Source organism: Candidatus Pedobacter colombiensis, assembly GCA_029202485.1.
GTDB lineage: Bacteria > Bacteroidota > Bacteroidia > Sphingobacteriales > Sphingobacteriaceae > Pedobacter > Pedobacter colombiensis.
In genome coordinates this window covers 1,745,901-1,765,708 of sequence record CP119313.1, presented here as the reverse complement: position 1 = coordinate 1,765,708, position 19,808 = coordinate 1,745,901, and the positions used below count along the sequence as shown (strand labels likewise).

General features: G+C 37.1%; 22 protein-coding genes. 8 read left to right on the top strand and 14 right to left on the bottom strand.

Annotated elements, in window-relative coordinates; all coding sequences use genetic code 11:
* Nucleotides 1-58 precede the first annotated feature (58 nt).
* The 6 genes from P0Y49_07465 to P0Y49_07440 all read right to left on the bottom strand — a co-directional run bounded on the left by P0Y49_07465 (nucleotide 59) and on the right by P0Y49_07440 (nucleotide 4,823).
* Nucleotides 59-568, bottom strand: a complete 510-nt coding sequence (locus tag P0Y49_07465; protein WEK20975.1) for an Lrp/AsnC family transcriptional regulator — start codon at nucleotides 566-568, stop codon at nucleotides 59-61.
* 69 nt (nucleotides 569-637) lie between these two features.
* Complete coding sequence (locus P0Y49_07460) at nucleotides 638-1,351, bottom strand: hypothetical protein (protein ID WEK20974.1); 714 nt, start codon at nucleotides 1,349-1,351, stop codon at nucleotides 638-640.
* 157 nt (nucleotides 1,352-1,508) lie between these two features.
* The gene (locus P0Y49_07455) at nucleotides 1,509-2,117 is read right to left on the bottom strand and encodes a hypothetical protein (GenBank protein ID WEK20973.1); all 609 of its coding nucleotides are present in this window, start codon (nucleotides 2,115-2,117) and stop codon (nucleotides 1,509-1,511) included.
* 2 nt (nucleotides 2,118-2,119) lie between these two features.
* Complete coding sequence (gene bioA / locus P0Y49_07450) at nucleotides 2,120-3,388, bottom strand: adenosylmethionine--8-amino-7-oxononanoate transaminase (protein WEK20972.1); 1,269 nt, start codon at nucleotides 3,386-3,388, stop codon at nucleotides 2,120-2,122.
* Nucleotides 3,385-3,825, bottom strand: a complete 441-nt coding sequence (locus P0Y49_07445; GenBank protein ID WEK20971.1) for an NUDIX domain-containing protein — start codon at nucleotides 3,823-3,825, stop codon at nucleotides 3,385-3,387. The genes bioA and P0Y49_07445 overlap by 4 nt, the downstream gene beginning before the upstream one ends.
* A complete protein-coding gene (locus P0Y49_07440) occupies nucleotides 3,825-4,823 on the bottom strand; it encodes a cation diffusion facilitator family transporter (protein ID WEK20970.1) in 999 nt (332 codons plus the stop codon). The genes P0Y49_07445 and P0Y49_07440 overlap by 1 nt, the downstream gene beginning before the upstream one ends.
* A 114-nt stretch (nucleotides 4,824-4,937) precedes the next feature.
* Between P0Y49_07440 and P0Y49_07435 the strand changes: the two genes are divergently transcribed.
* Complete coding sequence (locus P0Y49_07435) at nucleotides 4,938-6,131, top strand: pyridoxal phosphate-dependent aminotransferase (protein WEK20969.1); 1,194 nt, start codon at nucleotides 4,938-4,940, stop codon at nucleotides 6,129-6,131.
* Between the two features lie 254 nt (nucleotides 6,132-6,385).
* On the opposite strand, the gene P0Y49_07430 is transcribed toward P0Y49_07435, so the two are convergent.
* Nucleotides 6,386-7,627: an ABC transporter permease gene (locus P0Y49_07430; protein ID WEK20968.1), complete on the bottom strand. Its 1,242-nt coding sequence runs from the start codon at nucleotides 7,625-7,627 to the stop codon at nucleotides 6,386-6,388.
* Between the two features lie 94 nt (nucleotides 7,628-7,721).
* Nucleotides 7,722-8,426: a hypothetical protein gene (locus P0Y49_07425; GenBank protein WEK20967.1), complete on the bottom strand. Its 705-nt coding sequence runs from the start codon at nucleotides 8,424-8,426 to the stop codon at nucleotides 7,722-7,724.
* Between the two features lie 227 nt (nucleotides 8,427-8,653).
* Here P0Y49_07425 and queA point away from each other — a divergent pair, with 227 nt between their 5' ends.
* Both queA and P0Y49_07415 read left to right on the top strand, forming a co-directional pair.
* A complete protein-coding gene (gene queA / locus P0Y49_07420) occupies nucleotides 8,654-9,703 on the top strand; it encodes a tRNA preQ1(34) S-adenosylmethionine ribosyltransferase-isomerase QueA (GenBank protein WEK20966.1) in 1,050 nt (349 codons plus the stop codon).
* A gap of 92 nt (nucleotides 9,704-9,795) precedes the next feature.
* Nucleotides 9,796-10,479, top strand: a complete 684-nt coding sequence (locus tag P0Y49_07415) for a 2-C-methyl-D-erythritol 4-phosphate cytidylyltransferase (GenBank protein ID WEK20965.1) — start codon at nucleotides 9,796-9,798, stop codon at nucleotides 10,477-10,479.
* A gap of 7 nt (nucleotides 10,480-10,486) precedes the next feature.
* On the opposite strand, the gene P0Y49_07410 is transcribed toward P0Y49_07415, so the two are convergent.
* The 6 genes from P0Y49_07410 to P0Y49_07385 all read right to left on the bottom strand — a co-directional run bounded on the left by P0Y49_07410 (nucleotide 10,487) and on the right by P0Y49_07385 (nucleotide 13,510).
* A complete protein-coding gene (locus P0Y49_07410) occupies nucleotides 10,487-10,648 on the bottom strand; it encodes a lmo0937 family membrane protein (GenBank protein WEK20964.1) in 162 nt (53 codons plus the stop codon).
* Between the two features lie 93 nt (nucleotides 10,649-10,741).
* Complete coding sequence (locus P0Y49_07405; protein WEK20963.1) at nucleotides 10,742-10,963, bottom strand: DUF2795 domain-containing protein; 222 nt, start codon at nucleotides 10,961-10,963, stop codon at nucleotides 10,742-10,744.
* A gap of 131 nt (nucleotides 10,964-11,094) precedes the next feature.
* Nucleotides 11,095-11,643: a cob(I)yrinic acid a,c-diamide adenosyltransferase gene (locus P0Y49_07400; GenBank protein ID WEK20962.1), complete on the bottom strand. Its 549-nt coding sequence runs from the start codon at nucleotides 11,641-11,643 to the stop codon at nucleotides 11,095-11,097.
* Nucleotides 11,644-11,646: 3 nt separating this feature from the next.
* Nucleotides 11,647-12,435, bottom strand: a complete 789-nt coding sequence (locus P0Y49_07395) for an ABC transporter ATP-binding protein (protein ID WEK20961.1) — start codon at nucleotides 12,433-12,435, stop codon at nucleotides 11,647-11,649.
* Between the two features lie 53 nt (nucleotides 12,436-12,488).
* Nucleotides 12,489-12,779 (bottom strand): Asp-tRNA(Asn)/Glu-tRNA(Gln) amidotransferase subunit GatC, encoded by a 291-nt coding sequence (gatC, locus tag P0Y49_07390; GenBank protein ID WEK20960.1) that lies wholly within the window; start codon nucleotides 12,777-12,779, stop codon nucleotides 12,489-12,491.
* On the bottom strand, nucleotides 12,776-13,510 hold the full coding sequence (locus P0Y49_07385) for a lysophospholipid acyltransferase family protein (protein ID WEK20959.1): 735 nt from the start codon (nucleotides 13,508-13,510) through the stop codon (nucleotides 12,776-12,778). Before P0Y49_07385 ends, gatC begins: the two co-directional genes overlap by 4 nt.
* Before the next feature lie 204 nt (nucleotides 13,511-13,714).
* On the opposite strand from P0Y49_07385, the gene trpS reads away from it, so the two are divergent.
* From trpS to P0Y49_07360, 5 genes are all read left to right on the top strand, one after another.
* On the top strand, nucleotides 13,715-14,713 hold the full coding sequence (trpS, locus tag P0Y49_07380; protein WEK20958.1) for a tryptophan--tRNA ligase: 999 nt from the start codon (nucleotides 13,715-13,717) through the stop codon (nucleotides 14,711-14,713).
* A gap of 45 nt (nucleotides 14,714-14,758) precedes the next feature.
* Entirely contained in the window at nucleotides 14,759-15,373 is a 615-nt protein-coding gene (locus P0Y49_07375) for a deoxynucleoside kinase (protein ID WEK20957.1), read from the top strand.
* A gap of 1 nt (nucleotide 15,374) precedes the next feature.
* Nucleotides 15,375-16,103 carry a 3-deoxy-manno-octulosonate cytidylyltransferase gene (gene kdsB, locus P0Y49_07370; protein WEK20956.1) on the top strand — a complete coding sequence of 243 codons (729 nt, stop codon included), beginning with the start codon at nucleotides 15,375-15,377 and terminating at the stop codon, nucleotides 16,101-16,103.
* Nucleotides 16,104-16,136: 33 nt separating this feature from the next.
* A complete protein-coding gene (locus P0Y49_07365) occupies nucleotides 16,137-16,667 on the top strand; it encodes a hypothetical protein (protein ID WEK20955.1) in 531 nt (176 codons plus the stop codon).
* Nucleotides 16,668-17,029: 362 nt separating this feature from the next.
* Nucleotides 17,030-19,804: an outer membrane beta-barrel protein gene (locus tag P0Y49_07360; protein ID WEK20954.1), complete on the top strand. Its 2,775-nt coding sequence runs from the start codon at nucleotides 17,030-17,032 to the stop codon at nucleotides 19,802-19,804.
* Nucleotides 19,805-19,808: the final 4 nt, after the last annotated feature.

Below are 19,808 nucleotides of genomic sequence, written 5' to 3'. Positions count from 1 at the left end.
TTTTCAGGTATTCTATTGGCTAGTTAATCAGCGATTTTAGCATAAAACCTTATCCGTGCTAATTCATGCCGGTTTGATTTCGATTAAATCTGATGAGCAGATGAGTTAAATCAATTACCTGACCAACCCCTACTTCATCCAGCACAAAAAAAGTGATCAGCTCACTAACGCTTTCAAATTTAGCTAATGTATTAACCAAACAATTGCGATAGTCTTGCATATCAGTTGCCAAAATATGTAGTAAAAAGTCAAACATACCATTAACATGATAGCAATTGATTACCTCAGGAATGCGCTTTACAAACTCTTTAAAAGACTCCAGATTCGTATTGCTATTGTGATTTAAACGCACTCCTGTAAAAGACATTAGCTTTCTGTCAACCATTGATTTGTTCAAAATCGTTACGTATTGTTTAATGTATCCCTTGTCTTCTAACCGCCTTATTCTCGCGCTTACAGCACTGGGAGATAGATGAATCTTCCTGGAAATTTCCTGAACACTGATTCGTGCATTTTGTTGTAAATGAAACAATAATTTGAGATCTAATTCGTCTAAGTTGAAAGGCATACAGTTTTTTTAATTGAAGGCAAATTAGATTAAGCCAACAATTAAAAAAACTGCCTGTAGATACTTTTTTTAATCAGATTTCTTTTTAAAATTTTCACCACGCAACCTGCTCAGGTAAGATGGTTGCATTCCTAAATAACTGGCAATATGTTTTACCGCAAAATATTGTTCAATCTCAACCCCAAAAATCCTCAGAAACTCTTGATACCTTTCTCTTGGTTTCATCTTTCTCATTTTCATTTCCACAAAAGTATCCTGTTTATCCAGTGCAATAATTTTATTAGCTAATTCTTCCACTTCAAGAGCATTCAACTTCAAACTTTCAAAACACTTTTTTGGTAAAGGTATAACCACTGCCCCAGAAGCCAACTGCAAATTAAAATTACGAATCTCTCCATTAAAAAGGCACTCAGATATAACCAGTATTTTACCCGGCTTACAAAAATCTATCGTTTCTTCAACAGGTAATCCTTCCTCATCAGTTGTGTTAATAAAATAACGCCCATACCCAGATTGCAACCAAAAAACATCAGTACATCCATCACCCTCCACACCAAACATTGTCATTTTTTCCAGGATTCTAATCTCAAGCATAGGCAATAACGTAGTACAAAACTCGGATGTATAATCCAAATACCCACGTAAATAAGTTAACAAATTATCAATCATCAACAGATCAGCTTCAGACCTGGATGAAATTGTTACATCTTTGTTAAAGATCTCACCATTAGATAATTTCTCGAGTAAAATTTTACAATTTAAATAATTATTATTTTCTTTCATGCGTTATTTTCTTAATAAAATACACATGTTTTAACTAAGACTCCACACCGAAATGGATATTTATTTCGTAGCCCTGGCAGTTAAAGTTTTTCTCCAAAAACAAAAACCCGCCTTGCAAATGATTACAAAGCGGGTTTTAAGAAGATGATTTTTATAATTAAGCGACCAGTTTACCTAAGTTCTGTATCCAGTCAGCAAACATTTCCTGCTCTATTCCTATGATCAACTCAGCATGTTTTTCCCAATCCGATGAGAATGTTTTAAGTTGGTTCAACATCTCTTCCAAATGTCCCTCTTCCTCTAAAATGATAGATTTTACATTCACCTTACTTCCTGCCCTGGTTAACACATCCTGATAAATAGGATATAACTCATCGGCCCGCACTTCAATTGCATAAGTAACAAATAAATACGCAGCAAACTTCAATTCATAGCCACTCAAATTAAAATGCTGTTTTAAATATCTGCACACAGCTACATCGAGCGCATTTAAGTAGAACTTGGTATGGTTGGGGCTTAAAAGCTCCTCATTAGTATATGTTTTGCACAGGTTCCCATCCAACTTATCCAATTGCTTCTTCAGGTAATACGCATGGCGGTGTTCCTCAGCTGCATGTTTAAGAATGATCAGATTCACCTGTTCTTTATGCTCTGATGCTGAAATCTTTTTTGCACCAGCATTTTCCATGTAGGACAGTGTATTCAGCCATTTAGCGTGCAGTACATTATCATTAACTATATTCTCCAAAATTGCCTGGATCTGCATATTTATATATCTTTTAGTGCCTGTAAAATATTTTGGTAAATATACGCCAGATCTTCATTACTGATTACATAAGGCGGCAAAATATATAACACATTGCCCAGTGGCCGTAATACAATTCCGCGTTCTAAAAAGTACAAGTACAACTTATCTCTTAATCCACTCAAATATGAGGTATCGTTGCCGGTCTCCCACTCCATAACCAGTATAGTTCCAGTCTGCCTGATGTCTTTCAACTTAGGATGTCCTTTAATACTTTCTGCAAACTCCCTGTGTTGCGCTTCCACTCTTTGAATGTTCTGTAAGGTTTCCGGTTTCAATAAAATATCAAGACTAGCTAATGAAGCAGCACAAGCGACCGGGTTTGCCGTAAATGAATGTCCATGATATAAAGTTTTCAGTTTATCATCACTTAAAAAAGCATTAAACACAGTTGCATTACATGTGGTAATCCCCAATGGCATTGTTCCTCCTGTTAACCCCTTGGAAAGACAAAAAATATCTGGTTTCCGCTGCAATGCTTCACAAGAAAAATATTTCCCGGTGCGACCAAAACCGGTCATTACCTCATCCGCAATGGTTAAAATACCATGTTTCTGGCAGGTCTCCAGCAACTGATCAAGATATTCAGCCTCATACATCAGCATTCCACTGGCTCCAAGAACCATTGGCTCGAAGATAAAACAAGCTACCTCATTAGCAAGGTCATTGATCCTCGACTTTAGTTGCGCTATGTTTTCGGCATTAGGCAGATCAATAAACTCTACATCAAACAATAACTGGTTAAATGGATCAGTAAATATGCTACGCCCGCTAACAGACATGGCACCAAAGGTATCACCATGATAAGCTTCTTTAAATGCAATAACCTTTTTCCGAACCTGTTTACCGGTATTTACCCAATATTGTAAACACATTTTAAGGGCAACCTCTACCGCAGTAGAGCCATTATCGCTGTAAAAAACTTTTGATTGATTTCCAGGGAGCAATGGCAATATGCGTTCAGCAAGCTGCACTGCAGACTCATGTGTAAAACCCGCAAATATCACATGTTCAAGTGTATTTAACTGTTCGGCAACCTTAGCTGCAATGTATGGATGTGCATGACCATGAATATTTACCCACCAGCTGGAAACGGCATCAATGTACTTTTTCCCTGTTTCATCAAATAGATACACGCCTTCTCCCTTTACAATCGGAATGTGGGGCAATGGATTCTTCATTTGTGTATATGGATGCCAGATCACCTGTGCATCACGTGATGCTAAACTCATAGATCGTATTGTTTCAATAATAAGTCAACTACCGTTTTATCCGTTTTAAAAGTCACATCATCTGTCTTTAGCTTATCCAATGCAATCCACCTAAAGGATTGCAAAGAGCCCTCATCAAAATCAAATGACTCAGTTTTAAAATTCAGAACTAAAGGATGTACTGCTTTAACAAAATAATAAATACTCAAAATCTGGCTGTCGTTAAAAGAAGACTGCTCATAAAAATCAGTCGTATAAAGATGACCTAACACCTCTATCTCAGCATTACATTCTTCCATAAACTCCCTTTTAAGCGCATCAGTAAGACCTTCGCCGAGCTCAAGACCACCACCTGGGAATTTACTAAAAATACGTCCGCCCGACTGCTCATCACTAATCAACACCTCATTGTTGATATTGATCAATACCCCATATACCCTAACATTAAAATAGCTCATTATTGGTTAAAATGTTTTTGATTCTTAGTCGCATTTTCTAAAGTCCACTTGATCTCTCCTCTGAAAGCCTCCTGCCTTACGGGACATTCTTTCATGTGACAGTAATTACAGCAAGCCGGCAAACATGGATCAGTATGGATAAAAAGCTCAGTTTTACGATCCGCATTACCATTTATCGTTTTATCTATTTCAGATACCTCCTTATGAACCCTGTTTAAATCAAAATAATAAGGCAAGGTAATGTGGCAATCGATATGCAAATCAGCTCCATATTGTTGTGCTCTTAAATTATGTACATCTATCCAGGGATCTTTTCTGTTTTTTTGAAGTATATCTATGATATTCTCTACCAAATCAACATTACTTTCGTCCATTAAGCCACCTACTGAACGCCTGGTTAATTTATAGCCATTATATAAGATATATAAGCCCAAAACAATTGAAATCACACTATCCAGCCAGAAAATTTCCGTCAGCTGAATCAAAATAATCCCTACAACCAATCCCGCGCTGGTAATCGCATCAGTTAACAAGTGTTTTCCATCTGCTTCAAGGGTAATAGATTTGTGAGTCTTTCCGGTATTAATTAAGTAATACCCTGCAATAAGATTAACAACACCTGTTACCCCAATAATGCTGGCCCCTTCAAAAAGCTGCACAATTGGTCTAGGATAGATCAAATCATACCCCGATTTAAAGACAATAATAAGTCCTGCAATGGCAATAAGAACGCCCTCAATAAATGCTGAAAAGAACTCCACCTTTCCATGACCATATGGATGATTCTCGTCCTTCGGCAAAGTGGCAAGGTAAATACTGTAAAATGCAAAGCTACTTGCCAGTACATTTACAATGCTTTCTGCAGCATCAGTAAGTATAGCATTCGAATGTGTAATAAAATAGGCGACAAATTTAGCCAGCATTAGCACTATGCTTACGCATAACGCAATTAATATGGCTTTCTTTTTAGGTTGCAAATTGCTGAGTTTAGCAGCCAAAAATACGGTTTACCTATGAAATTATGATAAAAAGTATTTTTTTTAGTTTATAATACCGTTAGGTTTATATATTTGCTATTTCACAAAATAATATTTGCTTGCGCATTCATCATTATGACATTTTTATCAAAAAGAATCAACAACCTATCTGAGTCACAAACCATTAAAATGGCGAAGTTAGGGAGAGAGCTATCTGCAAAAGGGATAGACGTTATCAACTTAAGCTTTGGTGAGCCTGACTTTTTTACACCTGACGATGTAAAGGTGGCAGCCAAGAAAGCAATTGACGAAAACTACTCTTACTACACCCCCGTTTCAGGTTACCCTGAATTGCGTAAGGCTGTTGTTGACAAGCTTTTAAAGGAAAATGGATTAACTTATACTTTCGACCAGATTGTACTTTCTACAGGCGCTAAACAATCATTAGCCAATGCAGTAATGTGTCTGATTGATCCCGGAGATGAAGTTATTGTTCCTACCCCTTACTGGGTATCCTATTCAGAAATGATTAAACTTGCTGAAGGTGAAACTGTTTTTATCAATGCAACTGTTGAAAACAACTTTAAAATAACAGGAGCACAACTAGAAGCTGCCATTACCCCTAAAACTAAATTATTCATGTTCTCTTCACCATGTAACCCTACAGGATCGGTTTACAGTAAAGAAGAGCTTGCTGATCTGGTTGCAGTATTTGAAAAGCATCCAAACATCTATATCATCTCTGATGAGATTTATGAGCACATCAACTTCGTTGGAAAACATGCTTCTATAGCCGAATTTGATTCTATAAAAGATAGGGTAATCCTTATCAATGGTTTCTCTAAGTCTTATGCTATGACAGGCTGGAGAGTTGGGTATATGGCTGCAAACAAAGAAATTGCGAACGCCTGCGATAAATTACAAGGACAAATCACTTCAGGAACTTCTTCAATTGCACAGCGTGCAGCTTTAGGAGCGTACCTGGGCGGTTTAGAATCTGTAAACACAATGGTTGGTGAATTCAGAAAACGTAGAGATATCGTTTATGCTTTACTTAAGGAAATCCCTGGTATCAAAGTAAACCTTCCGGACGGAGCCTTTTATTTCTTCCCTGAAGTAAAAGCTTATTTCGGTAAAAAGAATGGCGAAACGGTTATCAAAACCGCAGAAGACCTTTCTTTATATCTTTTAAATGAAGCACACGTATCTACTGTTACCGGTGAAGCTTTCGGAAATGAAGATTGTATCCGTATCTCGTACGCTGCCTCAGAAGAGCAATTAAGAAAGGCCGTTAGCAGAATTAAAGATGCCTTAGCTAAATTAAGCTAATAAAATACCTGATCAAAAATCAGTAAAAAGCCAGATCACAAAATTATGATCTGGCTTTTTTTATACGCCCCTTTATGCACCAATCAATAGCTTCTCTATGCGCCAAACAATGAGAATAGCGAGTTTATGCTGGCACGCCATGTTTAAAAAATGAGCGTTCGAAGAAAAGGCCTTGGAAATTTTGCACTTCTTCAGTGCAAAAGATTTCAGCCTTTGAATCGTAATGCTCATTTTTTAAGAGAAGAACAGTCATATTACGAGCGAATCGCTTCTACAGGATCCAACCTCGACGCCGAATAAGCCGGCCAGAATCCCGATATCGTTCCAATAGCAAATGAAACCCCTACTCCCAACAAAATATTATTCAAGAACAAGATCATCGTAAATCCCATAGCACCCGTGATTAAAGTAACGATGTACACCAATAAAATACCCAATCCGCCTCCGAGCAAACAAAGCGCTACAGCCTCAAACAAAAACTGCAACAATATAAAATAGTTCTTGGCGCCAAGCGATTTTTGAATACCAATAATATTGGTACGTTCTTTTACAGATACAAACATAATATTGGCAATTCCAAAGCCACCAACGAGAATAGAGAAGCCCCCAATAACCCAGCCGGCAAGGTTTACTATCCCAAACATCTGATCTAGCTGATTAGATGCAATTGTACTCTTATTCAAGGCAAAATCATCCTCTGCTCCTGGTTTGATTTTATGTATCGCACGCATAGCTCCTTTTATTTCGCTTTCTATTTCTTCAACAGCAATGTGCTCTTTTCCTCTTACTGTAATTGTTGGATCATATCTTCCACTTTCCACATCAAACAATCCCTTAGCAAAATTTAAAGGAATCAGGATGTTCTTATCCTGAGACATGCCCAGCATATCTTCCCCTTCCTTTTTAAAGACCCCCACAACAGTCATGCGGCGTCCCATTACCAATATCTTTTTTCCTATAGCAGGTTCACCATTAAATAAGCCATCGGCAATATCAGCTCCCAAAATGATCACCGGCGAGCCCGATTTCCCCTCATTCTCGGTAAAATACCGGCCTTCCTGAAAATCAATTGTCCATGTTTTATTAAAATCCTGTGAAGCTGCTTTAAGCCCTGCACCTTCAACCGAATTACTCCGGTACTTCACCGTCCTGCTGTCTGCATAAATTTCATAAGAAACCCCTTCTGCATGTTCCAAACGTTCTTTCAATGCAGTATAATCTCTTAAAGACGGCTCTGGTCTGTTTACATATTTCCACCATGGATAATCTCCAAAACCTCCCCAAGGCCACTTCTGTACAAAAATGGTTTTAGAACCCAATTTATCGATGCTCTCCTGAAGTTTACTTCTAAAAGTATCAGTTGCGGTAAAAACGAAAATGATAGCGAAAATACCAATGGTAATCCCCAGTAAGGAAAGCATGGTCCTCAGTTTGTTTTGGCGCAACGCATCTGCTGCGAACCTAAAACTTTCTCCTATTAGTCTGAAAATAATCATAATTATAGTTTAGACAAAAACTACCCAAAAAGGTTACAGTAATTTCTACTAAACTATAAAAAATATAATGCGAACAAAATAAGTCCTGATTTTATTATTGTTTAGTCAAGCTTAGACTCAAGATTGAAGGCAGCTTCAAAGCAAGCTTTTCAAAAAGCGCCCTATTGATTGTATTTGTAACGAGAATGGTGTTGTTAGGTGCAGTGCGGGTGGTCTGGCCAAAATCACTTGCAGTCAACCCTTTTACCAACCCATTTAGTTCAACAGTAACTTTCGCAACATATTTACCTTTAGTAATTTCAATCTTTGGCGCTTCGAGGTTAATAACCTGAGCAGCATTCAGCTGAACAATAACTGGTATTTTTGTACCGGAAGCCTCTATATAAGTGCCCGTAAGTACCAATGGAGGGTTAGTCGCCGACTCATTCATACTTATTTTAAACTCATTATGTTCATAAATACCCGAAGTTAAAGACACCGTACCGGATAAAGAATCAGGTTTAAGCGCATTAACAGCAAATAGATTTTTTGATTCCAGTGATATGGCTTTACCTGCCTGAGTAGCACTAAACTCTACCTTTGAAATGTTAAGGCTTGCACTGGTCCAGTTGATACTCCCATTGGTACCTGCGGCAACTACAGCACCACTAGCTGTAGCATTAGTACTTAGAGATGCATTTAGATTAATTGCATTAAAGCTATAGCTCAATTCCGTATCCGTTGTCGTTGCATCTTTGGTGCACCCCATAAAAAACGTAAGTAAGCAAATAATCGAAGTTGTAAAGTAGAGTTTTTTCATCAGTTTATTTTTTTAGGGATTGATTATAAATGTCTTTATATGTAATTAAATTTAAGCTTCAATTCTGTAGCAAATCTGAAGTCAACCTGACCAAAATGACTTTCCGACGACAATTTAGTAAGAAATATTTAAAATATTAGAGTTAATACACACCATCAAAAAGAATTATACATTAATCAGGATAATATTTTGTAAATTTGCGCCCTTAAATATCACATTAAAACACTATGAAGTTATCTCAATTTAAGTTTAATTTACCCGAATCATTGGTTGCCAACAACCCTTCTGAACAAAGAGATGAAGCCCGTTTAATGGTTTTACATAAGGATAGCGGTAAAATTGAACATAAAATATTTAAAGATGTTTTAGATTATTTCGATGATCAGGATGTTATGATCCTGAACAATACTAAAGTTTTTCCTGCCCGTTTATACGGAAACAAAGAGAAAACCGGTGCAACAATTGAAGTTTTTCTGTTAAGAGAACTGAATAAAGAGCTTCGTTTATGGGATGTTTTAGTTGACCCTGCACGTAAAATCCGTGTTGGAAATAAATTATATTTCGGTGATGATGATCTTTTGGTTGCTGAGGTGGTTGACAACACAACTTCCCGTGGCCGTACCATCCGTTTCTTATTTGATGGTACAGACGAAGAATTCAGAAAAAATATCGAAATTTTAGGTGAAACACCATTACCTAAATACATCAAACGTAAAGCTACTGCTCAGGATAAAGAACGTTACCAAACTATTTTTGCAAAACATGAAGGTGCTGTTGCAGCTCCTACTGCTGGTTTGCACTTTAGCAGAGAACTGATGAAACGTCTGGAACTTAAAGGTGTAAACTTTGCTGAAGTTACGTTACACGTTGGACTAGGAACATTCAGATCAGTTGAAGTAGAAGATCTGACCAAACATAAAATGGACTCTGAGCAATTTATTATTGAGCAGAAAGATGCAGATATTGTAAACCTGGGTATAGAACGTAAAAAAAGGATCTGTGCAGTTGGTACAACCTCAATGCGTGCCATAGAATCAGCTGTTTCTTCAGGAAGAACACTTAAGGCGGCGAACGACTGGACCAGCAAGTTCATCTTCCCTCCTTATGACTTCAGCATTGCAAACTCAATGATCACCAACTTCCACACGCCGGAATCTACCCTGTTGATGATGGTAAGTGCTTTCGGTGGTTATGATTATGTTAGACATGCTTACGAAGTAGCTGTAAAAGAAAAGTATCATTTCTATAGCTATGGCGATGCAATGTTGATCATCTAACTGATTCATCTAAGTCAATTTAAAAATTATAGACATAGGAGGTTTGAAACCATAGTTTTAAATCTCCTATTTTTATTTAAAAAGCATATAATATGAAGTATTATGCCATTATAGTAGCTGGCGGATCAGGCAACAGAATGCAAAGCACTGTCCCCAAACAGTTTTTGTTATTAGATGAAAAGCCTGTACTTATGCACACTATAGCAGCATTCCATTCATGCACACTAAATCCTCATATCTTACTTGTACTCAATATTGACCAGCATAAATACTGGGAAAAACTTTGTTTGCAGTATAATTTCACTATCCCCCATCAGATAGTTAATGGTGGTTCACAAAGGTATCATTCTGTAAAAAATGGTTTAAAAGCCATTAAAGGAAAAGGGATTGTTGCCATACATGATGCTGTAAGGCCTTTAATCTCAGCAACGTTAATCACAAAATCCTATCAGGTTGCCGAAGAAAAAAGCAATTGTATTATAGGAATCCTCCCAACAGATTCGGTAAGAAAGGTTCTGGAAAATGGTAAAAGCGAGGCACTCAACAGAGAGGAATTAGCACTGATACAAACACCACAGACATTTGATATGGACTTACTCAGAAAAGCATATCAAGCACCTTTTAGAAATGAATTCACAGACGACGCTTCTGTAGCGGAATATGCAGGTTTTAAAATTAACCTCATACCTGGTGAAAGAGAAAATATCAAAATCACCTATCCTGAGGATTTAGAGATTGCCGCCATCTTAAAAAGAAAAAATAAGACAAAGTCTTAGTTACGGATTACGCAGCCTTATTTATTACTTTCAGAAGAACAGCAACAACAGCAATCACCAACAAAATATGGATCAAACCACCCACATTAGGTCCAAAGCCATGAAAAACAAAGCCAATGATCCATAATATGACCAATACTGCTGCAATAAGATAAAGTAAATTTCCCATGATGTTTATTTTTAATTAAGAACACTTAAATAAACAGATTGTTTAAAAATAAAAAAGGCTCCCTTTTGGGGAGCCTTTACTATTCGCTAATGCTTAATACTCGTCTTCGTTAAAGAAGAAATCATCTTTAGTAGGATAATCAGGCCAAATTTCCTCTATGGTTTCGTAAGGCTCACCATCATCTTCCAAAGCTTGTAAATTTTCAATAACCTCTACTGGGGCACCTGATCTGATACCATAATCAATCAATTCATCTTTTGTTGCAGGCCATGGAGCGTCTTCCAAATGCGATGCGAGTTCTAATGTCCAATACATATTTCTTATACTATTAAGTTATTCAAATTTATTTCGCAAAAGTATATTAAAAAACCTGAGCAAAACAAATTTTTTTTTCACTATTTTCAATCCCATCAATTTTAACTTTAGTGGTCATGAAACTTCATTAATTACAATCGCGGAATCCAGATGTTTTCTTCCGTTTTAGCATCTGAATTCAGCTTTCGTGCCAAAACAAACAAATAATCACTTAAACGGTTCAAATAAATAGTCATTTTTTCGTCAACAAAGCTTTCCGAAGCCAAATGCACCGTTAAACGCTCTGCCCTGCGACATATGCACCTTGCTATATGGCAATAAGATACCACCGTATTTCCACCAGGCAATATAAAGTGCTTCAATTCCGGCAATACCTCATTCATATCATCCATTTCCTTTTCCAATAAACTAATATCACTATCATGGAGATCAGGAATTTTCATCTTTGATTTTTCAGGATCTGCAGCTAAAGAAGCTCCAACGGTAAAAAGACGATCCTGAATTTCTTTTAATATTTTTTGATGGTGAGGATCAATATCCTGACACATGATCAGTCCGAGGTAAGAATTCAGCTCATCTACCGTACCATAACATTCGATTCTCAAATGAAACTTTGGTACACGTGTACCTCCGATTAAGGAAGTCAGGCCCTTATCACCGGTTTTGGTGTATATTTTCATAAGTTAATTTATGGTTTCAAAATCGCCACCCTTCTCCTTTAGGTGTGTCAATCGTGGCGACACCGTTTTGATATCTGTATTTTGATAGTCATTTTCAATCAAACCATCACGCATACGAACAATACGGTGCGCATGTTGAGCGATATCCTCCTCATGCGTAACCAGAATAATCGTATTTCCTTTACTATGAATCTCTTCCAATAGCCCCATAATTTCTATAGAGGTCTTGGTATCCAGGTTTCCCGTAGGCTCATCCGCAAGGATAATAGATGGATCATTAATCAATGCTCTTGCAACAGCTACACGCTGCCGCTGCCCCCCCGAAAGTTCATTGGGCTTATGGGTAACCCTATTTCCTAAACCAACATTCTCCAACGCCTTATGCGCACGCTCTTCACGTTCTTTCTTATTCGCTCCCGCATAAATTAAAGGCAATGCCACATTATCCAATGAAGTAGAACGAGGCAACAGGTTAAAAGTCTGAAAAACAAAACCAATCTCATTATTCCGAACCTCTGCAAGCTCATTGTCAGACATATGGCTCACATTAGTGCCATTTAAAATATAATCACCCTTACTTGGTGTATCCAAACAGCCCAAAATATTCATCAAGGTAGATTTACCGGAACCAGAAGGCCCCATAAGTGCTACAAATTCGCCTTTATGAATATCCAGCGTAACTGATTTCAAGGCATGAATTACCTCAGAACCAATAACATATTTACGGGCAATATTTTTAATGTGTATTAATGCTTTATCTGACGTTGTCGACGTGCTAGAGGCTTTCTCCATTGCTTTTCTTTTGGGGTTAGACGGCATTAAACAGGTTAATGTTACAGCCCTGCTTATTTTTCTATAATCTTTGGAACAAGAAAAAACGATTCATTATGAAGAGCTGAGTTTTTTAAACCATCAGCTACACTGATTTCTTGTTTCACTTCATCCTCACGCCATACATTCTCTTCCGTATTCATATACACCAAAGGTTCCACACCCTTGGTATCCAGCTCATTTAACTTCTCCATAAAAGTAAGAATCTTGTTCATATCCGGTATCAAGGCTTCAATCTCATCCTCTTTAACGGCTATCCTTGCTAAATCTGCTACTTTATGAATGGTTTGCTTATCTATAATCATTTATCAACAAGTTTACTATTTATCAAGTCAAAAATACGGTCTTTTAGCTCATCTGAATCATTTATTGTCAAATTGGTGGTAAAAACCGGCTTATGAATATAAATATGGCCAACTCCAGGCTCAGAACCATACTTAGTCCCATCGTCCCACATCTTTTTCCAGACATTCGTTAAGCTAACGGCAACAATGGGAACTCCCTTCTCTATTGCCAATCTAAATGGTCCATTCTTAAAAGGCATCAACCTGGGCGGGTAATAATCATCAGCAATCTTTCCTTCCGGAAAAATAATAAGACTCATTCCATTTTCAAGGTTGGTTCCTGCTCGTTTAAAAGCTCTGAAAGCTGATATTTTACTATCTCTATTCACCGGAATATCAATGGTCTTAAAAAAAATTCTCAACAAAGGGTTCTTTAATAGTTCCTCTTTCCCCATAAAATGAAACCTACCCTGTGCTAGTATGCAAAGGATCATAATATCGTGATTAGAAGTATGATTACAGCAATAGATATAATTTTGATCCGGCAATAAAGGCTCCTCAAAAGTAAAGCGGGGCACAAAACCAATAAAAAATGCACACAGTCTACTTTTTAATTTACGCAAAACGTTTAACAGTCCATAAGTCTTCGGACTTTGGGCAGCCAGGTAATAAAAAGGATAAAAGAGCATCGAAAATATAAGGATAATAAATACAGAATAGATGCGATGTACTTGTTTAAGCGTGTTTATCATTGAATCCAAAAATATTAAAAATAGCCAATATGGTCACCAAATTGCAATTAAGATATAAACATTTAATATGTAGATAAAAAATGAAATTATAAGCAGGCTTGGTTGCGGTTTTTTATTAATTTCGGCCTCTTGAATCTTTTCATCACCACAGGATCAAAATCTAAGGTCTAGGAAAGATTCATCAATTTAACAATTTATAATCAGATGAGAGAAACGGTAGTTAGCGGTATTCGCCCGACAGGAAAATTACACTTGGGAAATTATTTTGGTGCAGTAACCAACTTTGTAAAAATGCAGTACGATTACAACTGCTTTTTTTTCATAGCTGACCTTCACTCACTAACTACGCACCCAACGCCGCAAGACTTGCATGGTTATGTAAGACACGTTTTAGTAGAATATCTTGCCTGCGGGATAAATCCTGAAGAAACAACTATATATGTGCAGTCTGATGTTCCTGAAGTAGCCGAACTCTATTTATACCTGAATATGAATGCCTACATGGGCGAATTAGAAAGAAGTACCTCATTTAAAGATAAAGTAAGATCGCAGCCTGATAATGTAAACGCAGGTTTGTTAACCTATCCAACTTTAATGGCAGCTGATATTCTGATCCATAAGGCTACGAAAGTTCCGGTTGGTAAAGATCAGGAACAACACCTTGAGTTTACACGTACTTTCGGTAATCGCTTTAACAGACTTTATCAAACAGAATGTTTCCCTGAATCTTATGCATTTAACTATGCTCAAAACCTGGTAAAGGTACCCGGATTGGATGGCAATGGAAAAATGAGTAAATCAAGTGGCGAAGGAAACTGTATTTATCTGTCAGACAGTCCGGAAGTTATTCGTAAAAAAGTATCACGTGCGGTAACAGATAGCGGCCCTACAGCGGAAAATCAACCTAAGCCAGAAGCTATTCAGAACTTATTCGACCTGATGAAAATTGTTTCTACACCTGATACTATTGCTCATTTCGATGAATTGTATAACAAAATGAACATTCGTTACGGTGATTTCAAGAAACAACTTGCTGAAGATATGATTGTATTCAACACGCCTATCCGCGAACGTATAGAAGAGCTTTCTAAAGACAGTTCTTACTTACGTCAGGTAGCCAAACATGGTGCTTTAAAAGCTAGAGAAAGTGCGCAAAGAACCATCAGGGAGGTTAGAGAAATCATTGGCTTTAAATCATTTTAACAATTAGTGTAAATTAAGTACCTTACTCCTCTTCAAAAATAAGATATGCACATAGCAATAGTTGGAAATATTGGCGCAGGTAAAACGACTTTAACGAGTTTGCTTGCTAAGAATTATGGTTGGGAAGCCATGTATGAAGCTGTAGATAATAACCCTTACCTGGAAGATTTCTACAGTGATATGAAGCGCTGGAGCTTTAACCTTCAAATCTATTTCTTAAATAGCCGTTTTCAGCAAATTGTAGACATCCAGCATTCCAATAGAAATGTAATTCAGGACAGAACCATTTATGAGGATGCTTATATCTTTGCCGATAACCTGCATGAAATGGGATTGATGACTACCAGAGACCATCAAAACTACAAAGCTATCTTTGAAAACATTACTTCTTTTATTAAGCCACCAGACTTACTGATATACCTACGTGCTTCTGTACCTACTTTAGTAAACAATATTCAACGTCGCGGCCGCGAATACGAAACCAGCATCCGCATTGATTATTTATCTAAGCTAAATGAGAAATACGAAGCATGGATTAAAGGCTATAATCTTGGCAAATTATTGATTCTGGACAAGGATAAATTGGATTTCACTAATAATCCGGAAGATCTGGGTACCATCATTCAGACTATAGACGCAGAGATTAACGGATTATTTTAAAATGAAAGTATTAGGCATTATTCCTGCCCGTTATGCCTCTACCCGTTTTCCGGGCAAGCCTTTAATTGACATTCAGGGCAAAAGCATGATCCAGCGGGTTTATGAACAAGCCTTAAAAGCTACAAGCTTAAGCAAAGTGGTGGTTGCTACAGACGATGAGCGTATTGCCAAAGCCGTAAGCAGTTTTGGCGGCGAGTTTGTCATGACCGGAAATGCACACCAAAGTGGTACAGATCGCTGTGCCGAGGTATCACAACATTTCCCCGACTTCGATACCGTAATTAATATACAGGGTGATGAACCATTCATCAATCCAAAGCAAATCGACCTGCTCGTTTCTTGTTTTGAGCAGGAAGATGTACAATTGGCTACGCTAATAAAAGAAATCCATTCCGAAGAAGAACTGTTTAACAACAACATTCCCAAGGTGGTGATCAATTGCAAACAGGAAGCCATTTACTTCAGCAGACATACTATACCCTATATCCGAAATGCAGAAAAGGATCAATGGCTAAATGTGCATCAGTTTTATAAGCACATCGGAATTTATGGTTATACCACCTCTGCATTACATGAAATCACCAAACTTCAGCCTTCATCATTGGAAATCGCCGAAAGTCTGGAACAGTTGCGCTGGATAGAAAGTGGTTATACCATTCAAACGCAAATCACAGCAATTGAAACCATTGCCATAGATACACCTGAAGATTTGAATAAGATCATTAGGTAATCAGCCCAATTATTTCTTATATTGGTTTTAGTTATGAAAAATTATCTTATTCCAATTTTACTGATATTAGGCTTTTTAAATGCCTGCACTTCCGGACACGAAACCAAGGGCAGCGCAGAAAATCACCTCGTATTAAAACCATTTAGTGATTCAGTTAAGGTAGATACTTTCAAAGTTGCCCTAACCGGGGAAACACTTAAAGACATGGCAATCCAGTTTACCATAACCGCACATGACGGAAAACTCATTTACAATAAAGATTTTAAGGCCGCAGATCTTATAGACAACTACAAATCTACTGTTGATTTGAAAAAAGAGCGTAGTCAGATGGACTTTATTATGAATGAATACAAGCTGTTTTTAGATGACGAAAACTTTCTGGAGCCCGCGGTTACCGAAAATGAGAACCCCGATCAGTATACACCAGATAAAACTTTTTACAACGAGCTAAAACAATCCGCACTAAATGGTTTCAAATACCGAACTGGAAAAGAGACAAGTGTCTATATTGCCTGGTCAGAAAAGGAAAAAAAAGTTAAGCCTTATTACAATTGCTGTAAATAATTCCATTTTAATTTTATTGTTAAAAAGTGCTTCAGTTGAAGGCTGGAAGCATGTGTTAACGTAAAATGGCCATACTTTGTATACCTCATCAAAAAAAAATAAAAATAATATTATGATACTTATAAATTTTATATTATGTTTATATAATCAAACAGCAAATAAGCAGTTTGATTTTTAACCATCAGCATATTCTAACCAAATATACATTTACAAAAGAGCCCGAAAACTTTCGGGCCTTTTTTATTTAAGGTTTTACCATCTATTTTTAATCCATAAAAAAGAATATTATTTCGAATAATTAATGCGATAAAAAAAATAGTTCTTAGCTTTAAGAACTGCACTTCTTCGCTACAAAGTAATTTATGCTCAAAAAGATTTTCATTAGTATTCTGTTCCTATTTCCAGTTATTACAGCTTTAGCACAAAAGGCAAAAATAAAAGGTATAGTAATAGATACCATCGAAAACAAAAAACTCGAGCATAGTGCAATTCTACTTATTGCCCCGGATTCTATTTTGGTAAAGACAACCAGGGCAGATCAACAAGGATATTTTGAATTCCAAAACCTGAAAAAAGGTGATTATAAAATTCTAATCACCTACCCAAAAATGGCCGATTATATTCGCGACCTAAGGGTTTCCGACACTTCAAATCTAAACTTAGGTACCATCAATATGGAGCTGAAATCCAAGTTATTACATGAAGTAGTCATACAAGCTCAAAAAAGTGCCGTAAGGATGAAAGGTGATACCCTTGTTTTTCAGGCAGATAGTTTTGCGGTACGCACAAATGCCAATGTTCAGGAGCTACTAAAACGATTACCGGGAATAGAAGTAGATAAAAATGGAGCAATAAAGGCACAAGGAAAAGAAGTAAAAACGGTATTGGTTGATGGCGATGAGTTTTTTGGAGACGATCCCCTTCTGGCTACAAAATACTTAAAGGCAAACGCAGTAGAAGAAATCCAGGTATACGACAGAAAAAGCAAAAATGCTGATCTGACTGGTATAGATGACGGTATAAAGAACAAGACCATCAATATTAAATTAAAAGAAAATGCTAAGAACGGTTACCTGTCAACAATAGATCTGAACACCAGTACCTCTAAATTAGGGGATTATGGAGGTATGATTGGTATGTTCCAAAATAAGCTTAAAGCAGCCGTTTACGGTACATATTCCCGCTTAAACAATGAATCCAAAATAAACAATTCGATGCGAAAGCTAAAAGGTGAAGAATACGATCTGATAGAAGTTGGTGATGATGGCAGCTCCATTATGTACGTATCAGATAGTGACGATGATGACTACACAGCATCTTCAGGAGGCTTACCTAATAATTTAAGCTTAGGGGCTTATTATGCCGATAAATTTAAGGATAATAAAATGGGCATAAAGCTCAACTTTAAAAGCTTTGACAACAAAAATGTCAACCATACCACTTCAAATTCAGAAGAACTACTTCCGGATCAGACAAAATTCTATAGTGCAGGAAAAACAGATAACAATACCGAAGTCACAGGAGAAACTTTAAGGGGAACTTATACTTATAATATAGACCCGCTTTCTACTTTAAAAGTATCCTTTGGAGTGAGTAAACGTAGCAATGAAAACAATTCTCAGAGTGCCAGCTCAACTCGTGGAGATAATGGATTTTTCATCAGTGAGAATAGTCAGAAGAATACCGGAAGCGGCTCAAGTGAAACCTATAACGGAAACATCAACTGGTCTAAAAGGTTCAAGAAAAAAGGACGAACACTGTCCATAGATCTACAGCCGGAGAGCCAAACCAGCAACAGCAATGAAAACAGCTTAAACACAACCAATTACTTTAATATCAATGGTTTTCTGGATAAAATTGAAGATACTGACCTCAGAAAAAAGAACTTGGGGTCTCAAAACTCATTAGGTACCAGGATCAATTACACCAATCCAATTGCTAAAAGATGGATACTAGAAGCTGGCTATAGCTTCAAAACCATATCTTCAAGTAGCAATAGAATGGTTTTCGATAACATTATGCCCAATACAAAAAAGATAGATTCCCTAAGTAACAACTTTAAGTTCATCAATTTTTCTAACGTAGGTAAAATAATTTTGCAGTACAATAACGAAAAATTTTCGGTATCAAGTGGACTCGAAGCTACCCAAACTAACTTTGAATTAAAGGATCTGGATAAAAGCACAGATTTTGGAAGAAACTACCTAAACCTGTCGCCCAGAACCAACATATTTTACAAAGTAAACAACAGCACCAGCTTATCCGTAAATTATAACGGCTATATGCAACAACCCAGCATTGATCAGCTTCAACCTGTCCGCCAAATCAACAACCCATTGTTTCAGGTAATCGGAAATTCGGCGCTAAGACCTTCTTTCAATAATAATTTCGGTATTTCCTACAATAGTTTTCAGTTCAAATCAGATCAATACATCTCTGCCTATTTCAACTATGGTTTCACCAATAATGCCATCGTAAACACCGAATTGGTAAACGAATTCAACAAAAGAATATCAAGCTTTATCAATGCTAATGGCAACAACTCCGTAAATGGCAATATCAGCTATTCTAAAGGCTTTTCTAAGGTGCACATGCGCTTCGGTGTCGACCTGGGTTTCAATAGATCGAACACTATAGCCATCATTAACGCTACCCAAAATAAAGCGGCAAATATGCAATATAATTTAAAGGCTTCCTTTAATTATTACACACCTAAAATAGAATTTAATTATGTACCATCAGCCTCTTTAATGACCGGTAAATCATCCATTGGTGAAATTAATGATGGCAAAAGCGTTACCCACAATCACGAAATTTCAGGCACCATTCAACTGCCTTTTAAGTGTGAGTTTAACACTTCTTTTTCCTTATCCTTCCGCCCGGCCAATTCTTCATTCGCACAAGACCTGAATACCGCGATATGGAACAGCTATTTTTCAACGAAAGTACTGAAAAACGAGGCCCTGGAAATTAAGTTGTCTGTCACCGACATTCTGAACCAAAAAATAGGGTACAATAGGTTTGTGGGGGGGAACATTAAAAGTGAAGAAACTTTCAGTTATATCCCCCGTTACGTATTACTTGGTGTAAACTGGAATTTAAGTGGTAATTTTATGAAGAAAACAACAGGCAATTAACGGA